The sequence below is a fragment of the Polyangiaceae bacterium genome (assembly GCA_020633205.1).
Classification (GTDB): Bacteria; Myxococcota_A; Polyangia; order Polyangiales; family Polyangiaceae; genus JAHBVY01.
The window spans coordinates 470,565-484,709 of record JACKEB010000014.1 but is presented as its reverse complement, the minus strand read 5'-3'; the positions used below and the strand labels follow the sequence as shown (position 1 = coordinate 484,709).

Annotated in this window: 16 protein-coding genes; 5 read left to right on the top strand and 11 right to left on the bottom strand. The window is 64.9% G+C overall.

Annotated features, from left to right (window positions below):
• Positions 1-34: 34 nt before the first annotated feature.
• The 4 genes from H6718_22175 to H6718_22160 form a co-directional block, all read right to left on the bottom strand.
• The gene (locus H6718_22175) at positions 35-559 is read right to left on the bottom strand and encodes a periplasmic heavy metal sensor (protein ID MCB9588131.1); all 525 of its coding nucleotides are present in this window, start codon (positions 557-559) and stop codon (positions 35-37) included.
• Positions 552-911 (bottom strand): hypothetical protein, encoded by a 360-nt coding sequence (locus H6718_22170; protein MCB9588130.1) that lies wholly within the window; start codon positions 909-911, stop codon positions 552-554. Before H6718_22170 ends, H6718_22175 begins: the two co-directional genes overlap by 8 nt.
• Positions 908-1,480: a sigma-70 family RNA polymerase sigma factor gene (locus H6718_22165; protein ID MCB9588129.1), complete on the bottom strand. Its 573-nt coding sequence runs from the start codon at positions 1,478-1,480 to the stop codon at positions 908-910. The genes H6718_22170 and H6718_22165 overlap by 4 nt, the downstream gene beginning before the upstream one ends.
• Positions 1,481-1,643: 163 nt before the next feature.
• Complete coding sequence (locus H6718_22160; GenBank protein MCB9588128.1) at positions 1,644-1,931, bottom strand: hypothetical protein; 288 nt, start codon at positions 1,929-1,931, stop codon at positions 1,644-1,646.
• 663 nt (positions 1,932-2,594) lie between these two features.
• Between H6718_22160 and H6718_22155 the strand changes: the two genes are divergently transcribed.
• Positions 2,595-3,146 (top strand): hypothetical protein, encoded by a 552-nt coding sequence (locus H6718_22155; protein MCB9588127.1) that lies wholly within the window; start codon positions 2,595-2,597, stop codon positions 3,144-3,146.
• Positions 3,143-3,400 (top strand): hypothetical protein, encoded by a 258-nt coding sequence (locus tag H6718_22150; protein ID MCB9588126.1) that lies wholly within the window; start codon positions 3,143-3,145, stop codon positions 3,398-3,400. Before H6718_22155 ends, H6718_22150 begins: the two co-directional genes overlap by 4 nt.
• A 243-nt stretch (positions 3,401-3,643) precedes the next feature.
• On the opposite strand, the gene H6718_22145 is transcribed toward H6718_22150, so the two are convergent.
• The 6 genes from H6718_22145 to H6718_22120 form a co-directional block, all read right to left on the bottom strand.
• Positions 3,644-4,363 carry a hypothetical protein gene (locus H6718_22145; protein ID MCB9588125.1) on the bottom strand — a complete coding sequence of 240 codons (720 nt, stop codon included), beginning with the start codon at positions 4,361-4,363 and terminating at the stop codon, positions 3,644-3,646.
• Between the two features lie 228 nt (positions 4,364-4,591).
• Complete coding sequence (locus H6718_22140; GenBank protein MCB9588124.1) at positions 4,592-5,356, bottom strand: hypothetical protein; 765 nt, start codon at positions 5,354-5,356, stop codon at positions 4,592-4,594.
• A 61-nt stretch (positions 5,357-5,417) separates the two neighbouring features.
• A complete protein-coding gene (locus tag H6718_22135; protein ID MCB9588123.1) occupies positions 5,418-6,275 on the bottom strand; it encodes a hypothetical protein in 858 nt (285 codons plus the stop codon).
• The gene (locus H6718_22130; GenBank protein MCB9588122.1) at positions 6,268-6,867 is read right to left on the bottom strand and encodes a sigma-70 family RNA polymerase sigma factor; all 600 of its coding nucleotides are present in this window, start codon (positions 6,865-6,867) and stop codon (positions 6,268-6,270) included. Before H6718_22130 ends, H6718_22135 begins: the two co-directional genes overlap by 8 nt.
• A gap of 108 nt (positions 6,868-6,975) precedes the next feature.
• Positions 6,976-7,992: a hypothetical protein gene (locus H6718_22125; GenBank protein ID MCB9588121.1), complete on the bottom strand. Its 1,017-nt coding sequence runs from the start codon at positions 7,990-7,992 to the stop codon at positions 6,976-6,978.
• The gene (locus H6718_22120) at positions 7,985-9,247 is read right to left on the bottom strand and encodes a prolipoprotein diacylglyceryl transferase (protein MCB9588120.1); all 1,263 of its coding nucleotides are present in this window, start codon (positions 9,245-9,247) and stop codon (positions 7,985-7,987) included. Before H6718_22120 ends, H6718_22125 begins: the two co-directional genes overlap by 8 nt.
• A 51-nt stretch (positions 9,248-9,298) precedes the next feature.
• Between H6718_22120 and H6718_22115 the strand changes: the two genes are divergently transcribed.
• Positions 9,299-10,060, top strand: coding sequence for a hypothetical protein (locus tag H6718_22115; protein MCB9588119.1), 762 nt, complete (start codon positions 9,299-9,301; stop codon positions 10,058-10,060).
• Between the two features lie 47 nt (positions 10,061-10,107).
• Positions 10,108-11,334, top strand: a complete 1,227-nt coding sequence (locus tag H6718_22110; GenBank protein MCB9588118.1) for a hypothetical protein — start codon at positions 10,108-10,110, stop codon at positions 11,332-11,334.
• Between the two features lie 88 nt (positions 11,335-11,422).
• On the opposite strand, the gene H6718_22105 is transcribed toward H6718_22110, so the two are convergent.
• Positions 11,423-11,698: a hypothetical protein gene (locus tag H6718_22105; protein ID MCB9588117.1), complete on the bottom strand. Its 276-nt coding sequence runs from the start codon at positions 11,696-11,698 to the stop codon at positions 11,423-11,425.
• Positions 11,699-12,527: 829 nt separating this feature from the next.
• On the opposite strand from H6718_22105, the gene H6718_22100 reads away from it, so the two are divergent.
• Entirely contained in the window at positions 12,528-14,144 is a 1,617-nt protein-coding gene (locus tag H6718_22100) for a hypothetical protein (GenBank protein ID MCB9588116.1), read from the top strand.
• Position 14,145 lies beyond the last annotated feature (1 nt).

Sequence of the window (14,145 nt, the reverse complement as noted above, 5' to 3'; positions counted from 1 at the left end):
ATCGCTACGGTGCCAGTTCAGCAGGCGATTCTCGCTAGGAACCCGAGGGTGCGGGGAGCGGGGCGTCGGCGCTAGGGGGCGCAGGGGGAGCCATGTTGCCGTCTGGCGGCGGAGGAGCGCCAGGCCCACCGGGACCGCCAGGGCCCATCCAGGGCTCACCCGGCGGACGGGGACGGTGCTTGCGGCGCTTCTTCAGTTCCTCGAAGCGCTGCTTCTGGGCGTCGGTGAGGATCTCCTTCACCTCACGCTCCGTCTGCTCGTTGATCGCCTGTACCTTGGGGAAGGTCTCGCGCACCGCGGCTTCGATCTCCGGGCGGTGCCGATCGAAGATGGCCTTCACCTTCGCTTGCTGCTCCTGGGAGAGATCAAGGTCTTCCAGAGGCAACGGACCGAACTTCGGGGGTGGCGGATGACCGTGATGCCCCGGCTTTAACCACACGGTAATTCCAACGCCCGTCAGCGTCCCGGCAGCAAAGGTGACGACGAGCAAGATCGCCGTCACGAGCCGCACGCTGCGCGGCTCCGTGGTAGGCCTCACGTGGCTCTCCGCGTCACTCATGCTCGTCCCCAGCCTGCGCCGGCAGCTCCTGCATCACCTGCAGCATCTTGGAAGTGGATGACGGCACCTCACCCTCCGCTGCCCAGGCGCTGAGGGTGGCGTGAGGGTCTTCCGCCGTGGCCGTGTCTTGGGCGCTGCCGCTGAGGAGCGCGCCAGTCCACACAATGCCAGCTATCCCCGCGGCAATGCCGAGCAGCGGCTTGGTCCATATGTAGATCTGGCGGCCAACGGTCATGCGACGATTGCGCGCACGAATCGCCAGATGCACGGTTTCATCGAGCCTGAGCTGCCAGCGCTCGGCATTGCGCGCTGGGTCGAGGCTCGACAGATCGATGCGTTCGAAATCAGTCATTGAGCTCCTCCCGCTTTGCGTCTCGGCGCCCCCTCGGCGCCTTCTTCCAGTGCGCCTCGTAGCACGCGCCTGGCTTGAAATAGATGTTGTCGGCTCATCACTTCGGAGAGCTCCAGCGCGCGGCCGATTTCCGCGTGGGTCCAACCCTCGAGATCATGCAGCAGCACGACCTCGCGCTGGGCTTCGCTGAGCAACTCGAGGGCAGTGAGCAACTTGGCGCGTTCGGGACCGCGATCGTCCGCGGCTTGGCTGCCAATGTTGAACTCGTTGGGCTCTTGCGCCGGCACGTCTCTTAGACGACGACGGTCCAAGAAGTTCCGTGATTGATTGCGGGTGATCTGCATCAACCACCCTCCGAAGCGCGCAGGCTCACGGCAGGTGTCGATGCGCTCGAACGCGATCAACAACGCATCCTGAGCGACATCTTCGGCGTCGCTCGGTCGCCGTACGATCGCCAGCGCCACGGAGTACGCCGCTCGGAGGTAAGCCTTGGCCAGACCTTCGAAGGCGCGAGGCTCACCTCGCTGAACCCGGCGTACCAGATCCGCTGTGACTGCATCCGAGATCAATCGACCATCCGCTACCGTGGAAGACGGTTGAGCATCGCAGAGCGTTAGGGCTCGGCTAGCCGAAGTCGTCGATTGTTCGCGCGCTGGAACGGCCGTCGCACAGTTCCGCGCTGTTTTGACCAACATCAGCGGAGGCGACGACCGCGCGCCGGCGAGATAGCGCCTATTTTTGTGGTGGTGGACCGTGGTGCTCTGGGCCATGGCCGCCCTCAGGTGCGCACATCAGGCGCGTGTCTTTGGCGTCGGGTGGAGGCGCCTTGCACTTTCCCAGGTGACTCTCTCCATCCGGTCCAGCCATGGAGCAGTCCGCCTCGGCTGCCTTGCCGTCGCACGCTTTGAAGGCCTCTTCCGGCGGCTTCCCGCCGTGCGGGCCGTGAGGAGGTGGGTGTCCTCCGCCGCACGCGAACGCGAAGAGGCCAAGGCTGAGTAGGCTGATGCGAATGCTGTTCATCAATGCATGTCTCCTGTTGTCGAAGACTCACGATCACCTTCGATCGTCGAAGTGAGTGTGGGGTGAGCCGCCCCGAAGACAGCTCACTCGGCTGTGGCGTTAGTCAGCGCCGATGATCGGGACGCGCGCTCTGACCAGTTTCACACTCGAGTTGCCTACCTCTTTCCGTAGAGCAACGCCCCGCTTGTCCACGGTTGCTGCAGGCGTCGCCTGGGCGCTTGTCTCTGCAACCGTCATTGCGGTCGTTGAATCCCGCGGGTTGGCGGTGCTCCGCGTGATTCGCGGGCGCCGGTGCTGCATTCGCAACCGTTGGTTGAGGAGGGGGTGAGGGGCGCGCCTGAGTGGTGTTGACGGTGCAGCCTGCGCTCAACGTGAGCAGAACAACACCAGCAATGCGTGAAAACGTCATGCAGATCTCCTTGCTGTGAGAGTTCGATTCGCAGCGCGGCGAAATCGCCACGGCGGAACTCAGATCAGGACAAGGCGCGCGGCTTCGGCGTTAGCGCACCGACTCGAGTACGGCGCCGTTCAATTTTTTGAATAACGCCACGAGCACTTGGGTTGTCGACTTCACAACACCCCAGGCCGCCATTCACCAGCCACTGAAGGCGGCGCCACCGCGTTTCCAGAAAATGTTTCCTCTCGGAAACTGAAGGAGCCCCCGTGACCAGCCGTACCGCACTCAAGTGCCTGCTCTGCCTAGTCGGCTTGAGCTTTGCTACGCCCGCGTTTGCAGAAGACAAGCGTCCCCCACCCCAGCATCAAACCGACAAGAAGCCCCCACCCAGAGACGACAAGCAAGCCAAACCCGAGGCGCGTCTCCGAGACGACAAGGATCGCCGAGACGATCGGCGCCCCGACGAGAAGGCAGAGAAAGACCGACCCGCGTCCACCCCCGGGGCCAAACCCGAGGACAAACCCGAGGGGAAGCGGCCCCAGCCTCCCGAGTGGGAGAGCTACAAGGCGAAGCGCGCGGAGCGCAGAGAGAAGCGCCGCAAGGAGCTGAAGCAGGAGCTAGGCAAAGACGTCGAGCGCCCCGAAGTGAAGCAGGAGTTGAACCTCCACGCCGCGCGCATGGCCAAGCTGAACCGTCTGGAGATCTTGGCGAAGAACGAGGACAAGAGCGACCTCGTCAAGCGTGCTCAGACGCTCAAAACCAAAGAGAACAGCCGCCACGCCTCGCGCTTGAAGGCGTTGAAGGGAGGCGCCAAGTGAGCCCCCGCGCCTTCGTACTCCTTGGATTGGCGCTCTCTGCACCGATCACCATCGCCTGCAACGACAAGAGCGGAAGTCCCAGCGAGCCGCCGGGAGTGACCGCCGCGGCCGCGACCACCGAGAGCACCGCAGCCGCTGTGAGTGACAGCATCGAAATCCCCACGGAAGCAGACTTCGAAGACGAAGCGGAGAAGGACATCAACTCCAGCAACCTGGAGGCGCAACTGGATGCGCTAGAAAAGGAGATCAAGTAACGAAGAGAAGAGAGACGTGGTGAGCCGTTCGAACCTCGCGCTGCCGTCACCGCCGGACACACCCCACAGAGCAGTACCATCCCATCCGTTTCGAGCCGCCTGGTCGTCCATGGCCTGGCGTCTCGCGTTGCGGGGGCGGCAGCGCGGGGCCTCGGACTGAAGCGCCCACAAGCGAGAATGAGCAAAGCAAAAGGCCGAGGACTGATGTCCTCGGCCTTCGCAGCTTTTGTGCAGGTGCCGGTCTTACTTCTCGTAGACCTGAGCCGCCGCGATACCGGAGCCGCCGCGCACGGTCAGCACGAGCTTCACCGGTGCAGCCGCGGGTAGCGCCCAGCGGTAGCAATCGGGGTTCGGGCCGAGCACTGCTTGAGAGCCCTGGGCGTTGTCCTGAGCCATGACCGGAGCCATTCCCGGGATGGGGCTTACCGCAACGAACTGCACATCCACTTCGGTGACACCCGGGGGCATCCCCGCGGCAACGACCGTGTAGCACTTGCCGGGCTGAAGTTGGATCTGCGACTCGAGGGTCTGGCCCTGCTGGAAGTTGCCAACCAGCGCCGAGCCAACGGCCTTGGCGCCGGGGGGAACGGAGCCTGCGGCCAGCTGCTGCAGGATGGGCTGCGCCACCGCACCAGCGGCGGGATCCAGCGCCTGTGCCTGACCGCCGCTGCTCTGCTGCATGCCGGGGAGACCGGGAATGCCGGGCGCGGTGCCAGCAGGCGGCGCAGTACCAGCGGGCGGAGTCGTCGCGCCGGGCTGGGCCTGGTAGCCGGGCTGCTGCTGATAGCCGGGCTGCTGCTGATAGCCAGGCTGCTGCTGATAGCCGGGCTGCTGCTGGTATCCAGGCTGCTGCTGATAGCCGGCAGTCTGAGCCTGTTCCTCTTCGTCATTCTTGCGGCATGCCACCATGGCCAGCGAGCTGGCGAGGACGGCGACCGTCGTGATCTTGAGCGATGTACGCATTCGTGAAGCTCCCTGACGTGTGTCGGGTTTGGGACGGCGAGCCGCCCAGAAGCGAGAGGCTAGCCTATAGACGTGTGGGGGTGGCTAGCAAGTCATCCGAGAACGCGTCAGGGGTCTGAAATCTTACATCGCGGCAGCCTGTCCCAGTCCAAGTCACGCTGGGTCGCCACGAACAAAACCTCCATGATTCAAGTAACTTAGCCGGTTCGAGGGAGAACGGTTACACGCTCATTCGCAGGCGGCAGGCACACGGGATGGCAGCTCGTCACAGCTGGTCAGTGCGAACTCGCGACCACTGCTGCCGCACGAACACACCACGGGACCACCTTCAGGGCCTTCGCAGCTGACATCGACGCCGTTGGTGCAACTCGCGTCGCAAAGGTCTCTGCCATCGGTGGTCGTGGTCCCGGAGCCACCGCAGGCCGCGCCGCTCCCCGCGGGTGTCCCGGTGTAGCATTCCGTGAGGAAAGCGGTTTCCAGGTCCTGACACGACAACAGCGCAAACTCGTGCCCGGCTTGTGGCCCCTTCTGGCAGATGCAGCTCACTGCGTCGCCGTCACCCGCACACGAGGCTTGCCCGCCATCATCGCAAGATGCGTCGCAAGTTTGGGCGCCTCCGGGAACTCCCGTTCCCGAGCCACCACACGAACCGTGGTTCACGTTGCCGAAGATGCACGTCCCTGCTGCGTCCTGCTGTGCTTGACAGCCATGGGTAGCGGCTTCCCCATCTTCGCAAATGAATGCTTGGTCGCGGAAGCACTTGAGCATCGAATCGACTTCCGCGGTACAGCCTTTACTGGCGGCGAGCTCGTCCTGATCGGCGAGTCCGCTCATGCACGTAGCCTCGCTGACTCCGCACGGCAACTCACTGACGCGCTGGCAGATTACTTCACCGTCGGATAGGTTGCCTTGGTTTTGGCCGCTACCGAGATCCGTAGTGTTGCTGCAGGCAGCCGCGAGGAGCAAAAGGATGAAGGGCGTGTGCTTTGTCATGATTGCTCATGCCTCGAGGTACGTGACCGGATCACAAAAACTTTGCTGAGTGCCCATTCAGTCACTGGCCGAGCAGCGACCGGGCTTGATCCGCCTGTGGGCCCGCAGACTGAAACGCGAGCACCTGGCGCGCGTAGCGGCGAGCCACTTCCGGCTGACCTGCACGGCGCGCCGCCTGCATGCCGAGGACGCACGCCTCGTAATTCAATTTGCCACCCGGAAATTTAGCGAAGTAACTCTCCAGTTCGCGCAGCGCGACCCCCGGATTGCCGACCGCCAGAGCCTTGGCACGCCCGAGCGCCGCGAGCTCCGCGCTGAGCTGAGATGGCGCTACGACCGACGCCGCCGGGCTGGTCTCGGAAGGCGCTGGCGCACGATGTGGAACGCCAGGCGCCTCAGCTTGGACCGGCTGCGCAGCCTGCTCGCGTGGCGGCGCCGCCGGCGCTGGGGCGACACGGGGCTCTGGCGCGCGGGCCACGCTGGGCGCTGCTGCCTGCTGAGGTTCAGGCGCCGAGGCAACATGAGCCGCGCCGGTAACCACGCCTCCCGCAAGTACGCCAGCTCCGACCCATTTCAAGAGCAGCATACCCGCCGTGGCCTTTCCAGCCGCCGCGCCCGAAGCACCCGCGCCTGAGCTCAATGCAGCGCCTGAACTTAACGCAGCGCCTGAGCCCGCAGCCGCCCCTGAAGCACCGGCGCCTGCTGCGCCCGCGACCGCACCGGAGCCAGTCGAAACGCCCGCAACGCTCGCCGCTTGTGCGCCGCCAGCGACCCCAACCAGCGCACCGCCAGCACCCACCGCAGCCAAAGTGCGTCGCAGCGCAGCGCCGTCTGGTCGCTCTTCTGCCCCGGCGCGGAGCAGCTGATCGACCGCCGAGCCACGAGCCGCACGCTGCAACAGGCGTTCGGGATCAGTCATCACTTCCTCCTCGGCTGGCGTGCGCCCGCGTTAGTTCCGCGCGCTTCACACGCTGCTCGAAGTCCTCTCTTGCCCGCCGTAGGCGCGAAGCCGCAGTTCCTCGAGGAATCGCTAGACCTTCTGCAATCTCAGACAAACTCAGCTCCTCGATCTCGAACGAGACGAACACGCAACGCAGATCCAGGGGCATCAGCTCCAAGATCTCGTCTAGCAGTGCGCGGGCGCGGCGTTGATCGACCAAGGCGTCGGGGCCCGGCGCGTCGAGGGACACGTCGTCGGAGAGCTCTTCTTCTCCCCGCCGTCCTTGGTCGCGGCGGAAGCGCGCCGCGCTGCGACTGGCAACTCCAAACAAAAACGCCCGCTCTCGCCCGGCGTGAATCGCTTCGAGCTTGCGACACGCGACGACGAACACTTGCTGAGCAACGTCATCTGCGTCCCCTGAACTCAGTCCGAAGCGTCGCAACAGTCGCCACACGAAGTCGAAGTGCGAGCGCACGAGCTGCTCCGCGCTGAGCCCCGTCGGCTGAGGAGCAACGACGCCGTGCATCGAGTCCTCCTCCGAGGCGCGCTGGGTGGCGGACGAGCTGCTCACCCAGGGTGATTCCTCCAGGGGCGGTCTTGGATCACGAAAAAAACCAAAACGCGAAAGAAGCGAGGAAACGCTGGGTTGACTTGTTCAGCGAATCACAGATTCGCCTCACTAGAACGCGAGTCGGAGGCCCAAATCCACGCTCACGCTGACAGGCTGTACCTCGTGGACCACGCTGCTTGGGCGGGAAAAGGTGAAGCGTTCGCGGTTCAACGGGAACCAGGGCCCCGCCGCAACGAAGACCTGGAGTCCATCGAAGGCCACCCCAGCGGTCAGAGGAACGCCCAGGGCCCCCCAGGTCGCCGCACCTGAGCGAGCCGTGCGCAGGCGCTCGGAGCGCTCGGCTTTCGCCGCCCAGTAGCCGAGCTCTGCGGCTCCACACAGCTCCGCGAAGACGGGCTTGCGCAGCGTCCCGCCGCCGCACAGCGCGCCCCTCACCCCCAACAATCGAAAGCGCACGCTCGTCGCCTCGAACGTCACGGGACCCGAGTCCTGGTAGTTGAGGTCGAGCGTGGTCCGCCACCCTCCAGCTGGGTCATTTCCTTGGGGATCCCAAAAGGCGAGGCGCGAAAGACCCAAGGCCAATCCGTAGCTCGGGTCTGGGGCGATCTGAGAGCTCGCGCGGCCCGAAAAGCCCAAGCTCCATACCGCTGAAGGCTGCGCGCGTGCCGGCTGCTTCGGGGGTGTCGGAGATAGAGGCTTCGGGGCTTGGGTCGGGAGCCTCGGCGGCGCAGCTTCGTCATCAGGCGCAGTCTCCGGCACCGCCTCGGGGGGACTCGACTCAGCTTCTACGAGCAACGCCAGGTTCAGCGCCAGCGCGTCGGCGAGCTCGCCGCAGTCTTTTCCGCTGATATTTCGGGACACCTGCTCGCGCTGCGAGTCGACGAACTCCAGGTGTGCGACGTAGCCTTCCCCGTCACTTTCGATCCTGACCTCTAGCACCCGCGCGAGGCTGTCTGGATCCGCGATCTCGAGCTCTTGTGTGTGGGCTCTCACGCGGGCCAGAAACGCCTGCTCGTCGGGACACGCATCGGGGGCGCGGTAGCGAACGCGAACCGGTTCCGCGAGGCAGTAACTGACGCAGAGGGTCAGTGCCGCGCCGCAGGTGAGGGCGCAGCGCCTACGCACGCTCACCCGCATCGCTCTCTGGAGCAGCCACGCTTGGTTGGCGCTCCAACCACTGAAAGCCATAGGCGCACAGAGCGGTGCTGAGCAACGCGAGCCACTGAGTCAGACTGACCGTCAACGGGTCCCACGGGTGCCGACCGATACGCACTACGAGCATCACGAGGCCAGGCAGCAAGAGCGCAATCCGCAGCGACGATCGCCAGCGCGCATCGCGCACCAACTGCGCTGCGGCGATCCCGGCCAAGAGCCCCCAGACAATCCAGCCCAACCCCAGAAGCAGGCGCCCCTCGATCGCTGGTCCCAAGAGACCGCGCTCTGGATCACCACGCAACAAATCACAGCTCAAGCGGAGCCAGGCATACCCCAGAACGAACACGCCAAACACCTGGCCGGGTCGGCGGCAGCGGGGTCGTAGCCAAACCAGGAGCGCAAAGAGCATCAGCGCGAGGCAGACCTCATAGAGTTCAGTTGGGTGTACCGGCAACGATTCGCGAGCCACGTCCGGCAGCAGGCCGTCGTTGACCTGAGCCACCCAGGCCGGCGAGCCCCAACCGTCCAGGGTGTGGGCCTGCCAGTGGGGAAACGTGCCGAGCTGCTGGAGCACCGGAGCTGCGTCCGCGGGTAGTGGGCGGCCGTAGTCACAGCCAAACAAGTAGCAACCGCCGCGCACTACCGCGGCGCCGAGCGCAACCGCGGGCGCCGCAGCGTCGAGCCATTGCCGCGAGGCAATCGCTCCGGCGCTCCCGTCACGGCCCCTAGCGACCCACCAGGCACCCACTCCAAGGCCCACGATGAGCCCCGGATAGCCAAGCAAGCCACCCCCTCGAACCGACAGCCAGCTTGCCCAGTGCACGACGGCGGAGGGATTTGCCAGCAAGTACACCCAGCGGGCGCTCAGCAAGCCAGCCGCGGCCGCGACAAAGAAGGCGCTGCCTGCCCGCTCCGCTCCGCCGCCCGCGCGCTGCACCAGGCCCAAAGTGAGGATCCAAGCCGTGACGGCCGCAAGCACCAGAGACGCGCCGCTGCTTGTGACCACGAACTCCATGGGGGGCAGAACCTGGTGACGCCTCACAGCGCCCAGAATGCCCAACAGCGCAGCAGCGATCACCCAGGGCGCGAGCCGCCGGGGCTCACGGCTGCCCTGACGCCACACCATCCCTGCAAACGCGAGCGCGACCAGAGCGGACGCTCCATACACCCAAGCCACGCTCGTGGGCTGGGTGAACCAGCGAAGGTGCAGGAGAACGGGCTGCATGCTCTAGCTCCCGGTACCACAACCGCTCACGGTCCTTTAGCATCCCCGACTGTGAAGCGATTGTTGCTCTGCTTGGCCGGCGCTTGCTGCCTGCACTGCGTTCCTCAAGACACCGAAACCAAGAACCATCAGGCAAAGCCCACGACGACGGCCGCAGCCAAGCCGCGCCAGGAGACACCAAAAACCGTCGTCCAGAGCCGGGCCAACGGGGCTGACAAGGATCCGGTGCTAGAAGGTCCGTACAAGGACGATTTCAACCGCAAGCTGATCGGAAACGAATGGCGAGCCACCTCCGCCGCGTGGCGCATGGAGGAAGGCCGGCTCTGCGTCGAGCGAGCGCGCAACCACCCAGCTTGGCTGAAGCGGCGCCTCCCCACCAACGCCCGCATCGAGTTCGAGGCGACGAGCTACTCACCAGCGGGGGACATCAAGTCGGAGTGCTGGGGCAATGGTTTCGGAGCTGCGAGCGGCACCTCGTACAACGATGCCTCGAGCTACCTCACGATTTTCGGGGGGTGGAACAACCAGTTCCACGTGCTCGCTCGAATCGATGAGCACGCAGCGAATCGCCCCGAGGTCCGCCTCGATCCCGCGAGCACCGAAGTGCGCACAGCGAAGGTGCGTCAAGGTGAGACCTATCGCTTCAAAGTGGAGCGAAGCGACGGGAAGACCGTCAATTGGTGGGTGAACGAGGTCCTCATCTTGAGCTACACGGATCCACGGCCGCTAGTAGGATCGGACCACGATCACTTTGGCTTCAACGATTGGGATGCGAAGCTTTGCTTCGACAACCTCACCATCACTCCGCTGTAATGGAGTCGTCGGCATCAGTATTCTAGAGGCTGACTGGGCACACCGAATTGGACGCTGACGAGCTCGACATCCAGATCAACGAACTCGAGCACCGACTCGACCGGCTGCGCGCTTTGTACGAGCAGTATTTTCTGGGCATCGAGAAGATCGAGCCCCAGGTCGCACGCAAGGACGTGGACCGACGCTTCTGGGCGCTGCGCAAGATCAAGATCCGCAACACCGCGCGGCGCTTCAAGCTGCAGACTCTGATCCAGCGCTACAACACCTTCCAGCAACACTGGGGGCGCATCTGCCGCGAGATCGAGAATGGCACCTACAAGCGCCAGATGCTTCGCGCTGAGCGGCGAATGGGAAGCGATGCATCGAGCGCGGGCCCAGACTCGCGGCGCTCGGAGCGAGCTGCTGCCGCCCAGGATGCGATGGACGCAGCCGCGGACGACCTCGCCGCGCTGATGGATGGTGACTTGGACCTCGCTGCGGAGGCCAAACGGGCGCTCGAAGCAGTCATGCAACCTCCGGCGCCCAAAGCAGCGCCTACACGCGCGGAGCCGCCGACCGCTCCAAAGATCCCCGCGGCAAGGCCTGCGGCGCTCGACCGCCTCGAGCTGGACGATCTGGACCTCGATCCCCAGCCAGCGCGCGTCCCGAGTCGCCTAACCCCAGCCCGGGCGATCCCTGCCCCGCGCCCTCCCGTTCCCGGCGCCCCCCGCGCTCAGCCCCAGCGGCCGCCAATTCCAGCTCGGCCTCCAGCCCCAAGCGCAGCACCACCGCGCCCACCTCCCGGCCGAGTTGCGGCGCCCCCAGTGCGGCCCGCGACGCCCGCCCAGCAGCGCCCTGCGCCAGCCTCGCCTCCGGCACCTCGGCCAGTTGCAGCCGCCCCCCGCGTCGAGCCCGCAAGACCAGGCCCAGCAAAGGCCCCAGCGCCCCAACCCGGGCGCCCAATCCGCTCGGCAATCGGTGGCTCCGCTCGTGCGAGCGAAATCTTCGGCGGTCCCGCTACGCGCCAGGCGCCTGCCGCTCGACCTGCTGCCCAAGCGCGGCCCGCAGCCGCGAACCCCGGCGGGCTCAGCGAAGACCGGGTCAAAGCGGTTCATGCCAAGCTGATGGCCGCAAAGAAGCAGCTAAACGAGCAATCGGGCGTGAGCGTAGGCGGTTTGAAGAAGCAGCTCGATGCTAGCTACCAGAAGCTCCAGGCGAAGCATCGCGGCAAGCAGATCGACTTCGACGTCGTGGTCAAAGACGGCAAAGCCGTCGTGAAGCCGAAAATCCGCTAGAGGATGCGCGCGAAATGCAAAACGACGCCCACGGGATGAGCGTCGTTTGAGGTGCGTCATCGAAGACGCTGCCTGAGCGCTCCGGCTCTCAGGCTGGGCGATCGGTGCGGATTGGCGCGTCCTGAGTCTGTTGAGGCCGGGTCTCCACGTATACGTCGCCATCGCAGAACACGATGGAACACGAGGAGCGGCCCATCTCACGCATGCGGGCGCACAGCGCCGGGAGTTCTTCGTCGCAGTCTACGACGTCTCCCTCCACGGGCTTGAGGGTGGCCTCATCGAATCGGCAGTTATCGAGCGCTACCCACTTTCCGCAGAATTCTTGGGAGCGGCAGACTTGGAGCCAGCTGAGCTTCTTACTCATCGACAGTCCTTGGGAGATGCTTCGGCTCGCGAGAGAGGGGTTCCACCAGTCGGTGGCGATTATGTGTCCGCGCTTCGGATTGCGCGAAAAAGTGGTCTCGCGGGCTGGGCTTTTCGAAGACTCGGCCCTAAGTCCCTCTCGCTAGTTTTCCGAGCGGGCGTTTGGTCCGAGTGAGGGTTGAACATTCGAGCGTTGTGATTGTCCGCGCCGACTAGCTCGGCGGTGTCCCCCGTCTTCAAGTCACCTCACGCCTCCACAGAGAAAGTCCCGTTGGGGGCGCGATTTCTTCGTCGTTTCTTGCTCGTCCTTCCGACTCCGAGCGGAGCCCACCTCCGCTTGGAAAGCATCAAGCGCCGTCCTGCCCGACGACGAGCCCTGATCTAGACTCAGGTTGAGCAGTGCGTCAAGGAAGGGGTGTGGCAAAAGGTATACACCTCGGAGCCGCTCGGCGTCCCTGTAGGTGCTCTGCAACTAGCGGCAGCTTCAGGGGAATTCGCGCGATGTGGGCCCGCCACCTCGGCCACCTGACCGAAAAATCGACCGCGATTTGTTTGCGCCAGCAGGGAGGTCGATGCGCGTTCCATGTGTCGATAGGGTTTCGAACCGCGCTCCACTGCCGTTGAACCGAACGACCGTTTTCTGTTAAGCAGCGTGACAGCGGGGGGACGAGCTGGGGTTGGCTCGTTGTCGCTGCGCTTCCGCGAGGACTTGAAGGTCCTGCGGGTAGCGCGCACGCGACGCACCGCGAGATCCGACGCGACAGAGATTCCGGATGAAAAAACTGAGGTGGTTAGGTCTGCTTTGCTTGAGCTTGAGCTCGTGGACTGCGGTGGCAGGAGCGCAAACGAGCGCTTCGAACGCCCAGGGAGCATCGACAGCGGAAGGCGAAGCCAGGGCCTTGGCGGTCAAGGCGCTTTGCCGCTCCGAACCCGAGCTTGGTCCGGGACCAGCACCAAGCTTCTCGTTGAGCGGCGACGAAACACAATATCGCCCGCAATTCGGCAGTGAAAGCGAGGATTGCACCCAATTCGAGGTGACCTTCGACGGGCACCTCACCGTCGAGTCGGTGTCCGCTTTTCAGGTCGACCGCGACGGGAACGAGTACTCGGAGGGCACGACCTTCCGTCCGCGGGCGCGCCTCGGTTCCCGCTACTCCAGTGGCCTGGGGATGCTGCCGATGCACCTCGACCTGGTGTACGAGCACGATCTCTACACCGGGATCGTCGGCGGGGACTCGAATCCCTTGGATGACTCGGTCACCCGAGAGCTCGAGCTGTACCCTGGCCACCGTGCGGGAGATCAAGAGCTGCGAAAGGCCTATGCCCGGCTCTCCTTCGGGCGGGCCCTACATGTCAGCGCTGGTTGGATGACCAGCTACTGGGGCCTCGGGCTGGTTGCCAATGACGGCGCACACGGCTGGGCTCCGGGCACGGCGCGTTTCGCCGACCCGATCTCTGGAGACCGGGTGCTGCGGGCGCTCATCGCTACGGGCCCTCACACGGATCTGGGCCTGGTAGCAGCAATTGGCGGCGACCTCGTCGATCCAGACCTGCTGTCGGGGGACGACGTGTTGCTGCCTGGCGACAAGGCAAAGCAAGTCGTTGCAGCGATTTCTTTGGGTGAGGGTAAGGCCCACGGCATTGGTCTCTACGGAGCGCTCCGCAAGCAGGAAGCGGAAGACGGCGACGAGACCCACGTCACAGCCTTCGATATCTACGGTCGCACCAAGCACCAACTGCGCGGAGCCTGGTTTAGCCTCCAAGCCGAGGCGGCCTACATCACGGGCACCACGGAGCTCGCACCGAGCACCGCGTTCACCGAGCACGACGTCAGCCAGCTGGGCATCGCCCTGCGAGCAGACCTCGACGCGGGCCTGTTCGGCTCCGTGGTCGACGTACTCTACGCATCCGGCGACTCCGATCTCGACGACGCAAACCAGCACGCATTCCGCGCGGATCCAAACTATGAGATGGGCCTCTTGCTGTATCGCCACGTATTGGCTGCCCAAACCGCTCGAGGTGTGGTCACCGCGGCGGACACCAACCTAGTCGGCGTGCCCGCGGAGGATCGCGAACGCATCGCGACCCGTGGCAGCGCTACGAATACGCTCGCCGTCTTCCCCCGCCTACGCGTCCGACCCACGGACGGCTTCGAGGTGTACGGTGGCGCCTTGTTCGCGTTCGCACCGAGCCTGCCAGCGGACCCGTTCAACAGTCGCGTCATTGGTGGTGGCTCGGCGCGCAACGCCCTCGGCGCGATGTCGAGCCACGTGCTCGGGACGGAATACGATGTGGGGTTGCGTTTTCGCGTCAACCTAAACGGCATGGAGGGGACGTTGGGCGCTGAGGGCGGCGTCTTCACGCCGGGCGACGCCTTCTCGAAGACTGATGGCCAACACCTGCCGACCGTGGGTGCCATGCGCCTCTTGCTGGACACGAGGATTTGAA

What these genes read in the sequence shown, in the direction of transcription:
- H6718_22135 (MCB9588123.1), bottom strand. Translation starts at nt 6,275, where the DNA reads ATGACTGATCCCGAACGCCTGTTGCAGCGTGCGGCTCGTGGCTCGGCG.
- H6718_22140 (MCB9588124.1), bottom strand. Translation starts at nt 5,356, where the DNA reads ATGACAAAGCACACGCCCTTCATCCTTTTGCTCCTCGCGGCTGCCTGC.
- H6718_22120 (MCB9588120.1), bottom strand. Translation starts at nt 9,247, where the DNA reads ATGCAGCCCGTTCTCCTGCACCTTCGCTGGTTCACCCAGCCCACGAGC.
- H6718_22145 (MCB9588125.1), bottom strand. Translation starts at nt 4,363, where the DNA reads ATGCGTACATCGCTCAAGATCACGACGGTCGCCGTCCTCGCCAGCTCG.
- H6718_22170 (MCB9588130.1), bottom strand. Translation starts at nt 911, where the DNA reads ATGACTGATTTCGAACGCATCGATCTGTCGAGCCTCGACCCAGCGCGC.
- H6718_22160 (MCB9588128.1), bottom strand. Translation starts at nt 1,931, where the DNA reads ATGAACAGCATTCGCATCAGCCTACTCAGCCTTGGCCTCTTCGCGTTC.
- H6718_22105 (MCB9588117.1), bottom strand. Translation starts at nt 11,698, where the DNA reads ATGAGTAAGAAGCTCAGCTGGCTCCAAGTCTGCCGCTCCCAAGAATTC.
- H6718_22175 (MCB9588131.1), bottom strand. Translation starts at nt 559, where the DNA reads ATGAGTGACGCGGAGAGCCACGTGAGGCCTACCACGGAGCCGCGCAGC.